We start from the raw sequence: 4,906 nt of genomic DNA, 5'->3' as shown, positions 1-4,906 counted from the left end.
CCAAGGTGAGCGCGGCCCGCGTGAGCCATGCGCCCGGTGACCCGCAGCGAGAGCCACCGCAATCCCATCTGGGAGATGCGCAACCGCATCCCGCTGGGCTCGGGTGCGAGGATCTGGTCGTCGGAGCGGATCAGACCGTCGCTGACCAGCTGGTGCGCCCCGAGCATTCCGGGGGCCTCTTCGTCGACCGTGTAGAAGGCAGTCACGTCGGATGCCGGGGTGGTACCGGTCCGCACCAGCGCCTCGAGCAGTCCGATCGTGAGGGCGAGCCCGGACTTCATGTCGCAGGCACCCCGTCCGTACAGCCGTCCGTCCTCGATCACACCGCCCAACGGCGGCTTCGTCCAGCCTTCACCGATCGGCACCGTGTCCATGTGCGACACCAGCACGAACCGCGGAGCCTCGCGATCGCGGCCGGGCACGGTCACCGAGAGATTGTCGCGGCCCGGCTCGACCGGGTGACGGCGCACCTTGAGGCCGACATCGTTCAGGCGACTCTCGATCCAGGCCGCGCACTCTGCCTCTCCGGTGCCGGGGTTGGTGCTGTCGATGGCGATGAGGCTGCGGGTGTCCGCGACGACGCGGTCGTAGTCGATCATGATGTTCTCCTCCTGGGGCAGGTGTCGCAGGTCACAGCGGGGGTCCGTCGACGACCACAGTCTGGCCGCTCATGCCGGTCGATCGCGGCCCGGCCAAAAAGGCCGTCACCTCGGCGACCTCGCGGATATCGATCAGGCGACCGAACGCGGACGTGTGCGCGTACTCGGCGAGGATGTCGTCCGGGGCGCACCCGCGACGCACCGCGACGTCGTCGGCGAGCGCACGCAACAGCGGCGAGTCGACGTTCCCCGGGCAGATCGCGTTCACACGGCCGCCATGGACGGCGAGTTCCGACGCGAGCGATTCGGTGAAACCCACCAGGCCGAACTTCGTCGCGCAGTACACGGCGCCGCCGCTCTCGCCGTGCAGGCCCGCCGTGGAGGAGAAGAAGACCGCGCTGCATTCCCTGGGGCGCTCGGCCAGGTTGCGGCTCAGCGCCTGGCCCACGTGGAACGCACCGCGCAGGTTGACGTCGAGGAGCCGGTCGTACGCGTGCCAGTCCGTCGTGGCCACCGGCCCGGTGTAGTTGGTCCCGGCCGCATAGACGATCGCGTCGTAGCAGTCCTCGTGTCCGCCGGGTCCGAGCGCTCCCAGCACGGCATCCAGGTCGGTGACGTCGAGGGTGATCGCGCGGTGTCGCGCGTCGGTGGCCGGCAGCCGTTCAACCACCGACGAGCCGCCGCGCAGATCGGCGACCACGACGGTCATTCCCTGCTCCGCCAGGGTCACGCACACTCCCTGGCCGATCGCTCCGGTGCCGCCGATGACGACGACGGTCCGCGCCGTCATCGCGTCACCGCCATCACGGCGTCGATCGCGTGGCGGATCGAGACGATGCTCGGGACGATCTCGTTCTCGATGCTAAGCGCCGCCGGCACGGGGACGTTCGGGTTTGCGTGCCGGTGCACGGCATCGAGGCCGCCGAGACCGAGTCGCTCCACGACCCCGGTGACGAGCTCCCCGCTCAGGCCGAAGCCGAGGTAGTCCTCGTCGACGACCAGAAGGCGACGCGTGCGCGCGACCGACTCGCACACCGTACGCCAGTCCACCGGCACAACCGAGCGCAAGTCGATCACTTCGACGCTCACACCCCGATCGGCGGCAGCCTGCGCCGCCGCGAGGGCGCGTGGCACCGACCCGCTGAGGGTGACGAGGGTCAGGTCCTCACCGGGTCGGATCACCGCCGCGCGGTCCAACGGCACGTCGTAGCGTCCTTTGGGCACGCCCGCACCGACCGTGAAATCGGCGGCCCGTTGCAGCAGCAGGCCCTTGTGCTCGATGAAGACCACCGGGTCGTCGCTTCGCACCGCGGCGGCGATGAGACCCTTGCTGTCGTACGGGGTGGACGGTGCGACGACGCGCAGTCCCGGGAGATGGGCGAACAGCCCCCAGAGGGTCTGGGAGTGCTGCGCCGCCGCGCCGATCGCCCCGCCGGCCGTCTTGATGACGACCGGCATCTGCACCCGTCCCCCCGACATGTAGGGGATCTTCGCGATCGCGTTGTACACCTGCTCCAGGCACACCCCGATGAAATCGACGAACATGATCTCGACGACGGGGCGATAGCCCTCCATCGCGAGCCCGACCGCCATTCCGGTGAAGGCCATCTCCGAAATGGGTGTGTCCAGGACCCGCTCTGGCCCGAAGGCCTTCTGCAACCCGCGGGTGCTTCCGAACACACCGCCTTGCACCCCGACATCCTCGCCGATCACGAGGACGGACGAGTCGGCCTCCATCTCCAGCCGCAGCCCTTCGGCGACGGCCTGCGACACGTTGATGTTGCGTACTGTCTCGGTGCCCGCGGTCATGCGAGGCTCTCCTCTCGAGGTGACGGATCGGGTTCCAGCCCCGACCCGAAGACGTGGGCGCGCGCGCTCGCCGGGTCCGGTTGCCGGTCGGCCCGGACCTTGCTGAGCACATCGGCGATCTCGACGGTCGCCGCGCGGCGGATCTCATCGGTCTCCTGGGCGGACAGGATGCCGGAATCGCGCAGCGCCGCAGCCGCGATCGTCAGCGGATCCCGGTTCTCGACACGGTCGGCCTTCTCGGCCGCACTGCGATACAGATCGAGGTCGCCCTCGTAGTGGCCACGGAACCGGTAGCACATCGCCTCCACCACGGCGGGACCCTGACCCGCGCGGGCGTGGTCAAGCGCATCCTGCAACGCGCCTCGTACGGCATCGACGTCGAGACCGTCCACCCGCACCCCCGGTGCGGACGAGGCGGCGGCACGTTCGGCGAGCGTCGGCGTCGCGCTCGACGCGGAGAACGGCACCGAGATCGCCCATTCGTTGTTCTCGATGAGAACAACGAGCCCCAGCCGCAGCACGCCCGCCATGTTCATCGTCTCGGCGAAGCCGCCGGTGTTGACGGCCCCGTCACCGATCACCGCGACCGCGACCGAGTCGCGCCCCTGCAAACGCGCGGCGTAGGCATGGCCGAGCGCGACCGGCAACGATGCGCCGACGATTCCGGTGGTCGAGAAGCGCTGCTCCGGGCTGAAGATGTGCATGTGGCCACCGAAACCGCCGCACAGCCCGCTGTCCTTCTCGAAGATCTCGGCCATGAGCGGCCGCAGCGGCACCCGCTTGGCGAGCGCATGCAGGTGGTTGCGGTGTGTGCTGACGAGCGCGTCGTCGTCTCGGAGGGTCTCCGAGAGCGCCACGGCGATCGCCTCCTGACCAATGGCGGTGTGGAGCTCCCCGTGGATCTCCTTGGTCGAGACCCCCTCGAGGCACGCCTCTTCGAAGGCCCTCATGAGGCTCATCGCCCGGAATCTCTCCCGCCAAGTGTCTCGGTCGGTGACGGTCAGGTCCATGCTTCCTCCAGTTCGATGATGGTGCGGGCGGGAGTCACGACGTAGGCGGCAGGCCCCTCCTCGAACTCGACGATCTCGCCGAGGATCCGCCCGCCCCGCTCGCACAGCGCCGCCACCGATGCCCGGATGTTGTCGACCTGATACGCCGTGTGCCCCACACCGACGTGCACGGGCATCCAGCCCGGGACATCGTCGGGCAGGTGTCGCACCTGCAACACCTCGATCCGCGTCGACGCGTAGGGCGCCACCAGCTGCGCGAGGTCGCAGACGACCCCCGGCAGTCCCACGGTGCGACGGAACAGGTCGTCCATGTCGCGTACGAGGAAATCGACCTCGAACCCGAGAATGTCGCGGTGGTAGGCGATCGCGGCGTCGAGATCTGCCACCACGACGCCCGCATGGTGGAACGACAGCGCTCCGGCGCGACCATACCGCTCACCGTGCGTAGGCATAGGCGATCCTCCTCGAGTCGGCACCGGCCGCGATCACACGCTCGCCCGCGGACGTCTTCGTGGACAGCACCGTCTGCACGCTCCCGGCGTCGAACTCATTCGCGGGCCAGCCGACGACGGAGTGCCCGCGGCCCTCGAGATCGTCAGCGACTTCCTCGCCGAACCCCGTCTCCAGGAAGACCAGCGAGTCCCCCTCCGGATGGGGATGGAAGCCTCCCGGATAGCTCGACCCGAACAGCCTCGGCGCCTCGACCGCCGCTTGCGGTGTATACCCGTACACATCGACGGCGAGCATCGCCTGGGTCATCGCCTGGACGATGACGTCTCCCCCGGGGCAGGCGGTCGCCCACACCGCGTCCGCGTCGGCGTCGAGGGCGATGACCGCGGCCGGGGTGACGCACGGACGTGCGCCGGGGCGCAGGGCGTTGGGATGCCCGGGCACGAGCCGCGACTGGACGCCCCGGGGCGAGCAGAGTATCCCGAGCTCGGGGATGATCGGGGCGCCGTCGAGCGTGTCACTGGGCGAACTGGAGAACGCGGCCCCCGCCTCGTCGACGACGACGATGGCCGTCGTCGACGGAAGCCGAGGACCGGCTTGGGGAACGGTCGGGAGGTTTTCGAGCGCTCGGTCACCGATGGTCGCGGCGAGCGCGGCCAGGCGGTCCGCGCCGAACAGTTCCGCTTCGTCGACGTGCGTGATCCGCGGGTCGCCGTAGGTGCGCTCGCGCTCGCTGAAAGCCACTTTCAGCGCCTCCACGACTTCGTGCGCGTATCGAGCCGTGCCGAACGGGATGTCGCGGATACCGCGACGTTCGAGCACCCCGAGGGCCTGACCGATGACGGGCCCCTGCGACCAGGCGGGCGTGACGTGCACGCGCCAGCGCCCGAACGGCAGTGCGGGCGCCGGCGTGACGTCGGCGCGGAACCCGGCCAGATCCGACGGCGCCAAGAACCCGCCGTGCGCGACGACGAAGTCCGCGATCGTCTCGGCGATGTCGCTGCGGTAGAACTCGGCGTGGGCGGCTTCGATGGCCTC

6 protein-coding genes are annotated in these 4,906 nt (G+C 69.6%); all 6 read right to left on the bottom strand.

The features are described from left to right. A partial coding sequence (locus ACK5KK_RS16155; RefSeq protein ID WP_416891104.1) for a M20 family metallopeptidase occupies positions 1-599 on the bottom strand: 599 nt, incomplete at its 3' end. A gap of 31 nt (positions 600-630) precedes the next feature. Continuing rightward, positions 631-1,389, bottom strand: a complete 759-nt coding sequence (locus ACK5KK_RS16150; RefSeq protein ID WP_416891103.1) for an SDR family NAD(P)-dependent oxidoreductase — start codon at positions 1,387-1,389, stop codon at positions 631-633. Next, on the bottom strand, positions 1,386-2,408 hold the full coding sequence (locus tag ACK5KK_RS16145; protein WP_416891102.1) for an alpha-ketoacid dehydrogenase subunit beta: 1,023 nt from the start codon (positions 2,406-2,408) through the stop codon (positions 1,386-1,388). Before ACK5KK_RS16145 ends, ACK5KK_RS16150 begins: the two co-directional genes overlap by 4 nt. Then, on the bottom strand, positions 2,405-3,358 hold the full coding sequence (locus ACK5KK_RS16140) for a thiamine pyrophosphate-dependent dehydrogenase E1 component subunit alpha (RefSeq protein ID WP_416891101.1): 954 nt from the start codon (positions 3,356-3,358) through the stop codon (positions 2,405-2,407). The genes ACK5KK_RS16145 and ACK5KK_RS16140 overlap by 4 nt, the downstream gene beginning before the upstream one ends. 50 nt (positions 3,359-3,408) lie before the next feature. Next, positions 3,409-3,870, bottom strand: a complete 462-nt coding sequence (locus ACK5KK_RS16135) for a VOC family protein (protein WP_416891100.1) — start codon at positions 3,868-3,870, stop codon at positions 3,409-3,411. Beyond that, positions 3,854-4,906 (bottom strand): gamma-glutamyltransferase (locus ACK5KK_RS16130; RefSeq protein ID WP_416891099.1); only part of this gene is annotated, 1,053 nt, incomplete at its 5' end. The genes ACK5KK_RS16130 and ACK5KK_RS16135, both read right to left, overlap by 17 nt.

This window comes from Microbacterium sp., assembly GCF_047972865.1.
In the GTDB taxonomy this organism is placed as follows: Bacteria; Actinomycetota; Actinomycetes; order Actinomycetales; family Microbacteriaceae; genus Microbacterium.
Note: the sequence above shows the minus strand (reverse complement) of the source record. Positions and strands in the feature narration are given on the sequence as shown.

Coding starts and splice junctions, on each gene's coding strand:
- ACK5KK_RS16150 (WP_416891103.1), bottom strand. CDS start 1,389: ATGACGGCGCGGACCGTCGTCGTCATCGGCGGCACCGGAGCGATCGGC.
- ACK5KK_RS16145 (WP_416891102.1), bottom strand. CDS start 2,408: ATGACCGCGGGCACCGAGACAGTACGCAACATCAACGTGTCGCAGGCC.
- ACK5KK_RS16140 (WP_416891101.1), bottom strand. CDS start 3,358: ATGAGGGCCTTCGAAGAGGCGTGCCTCGAGGGGGTCTCGACCAAGGAG.
- ACK5KK_RS16135 (WP_416891100.1), bottom strand. CDS start 3,870: ATGCCTACGCACGGTGAGCGGTATGGTCGCGCCGGAGCGCTGTCGTTC.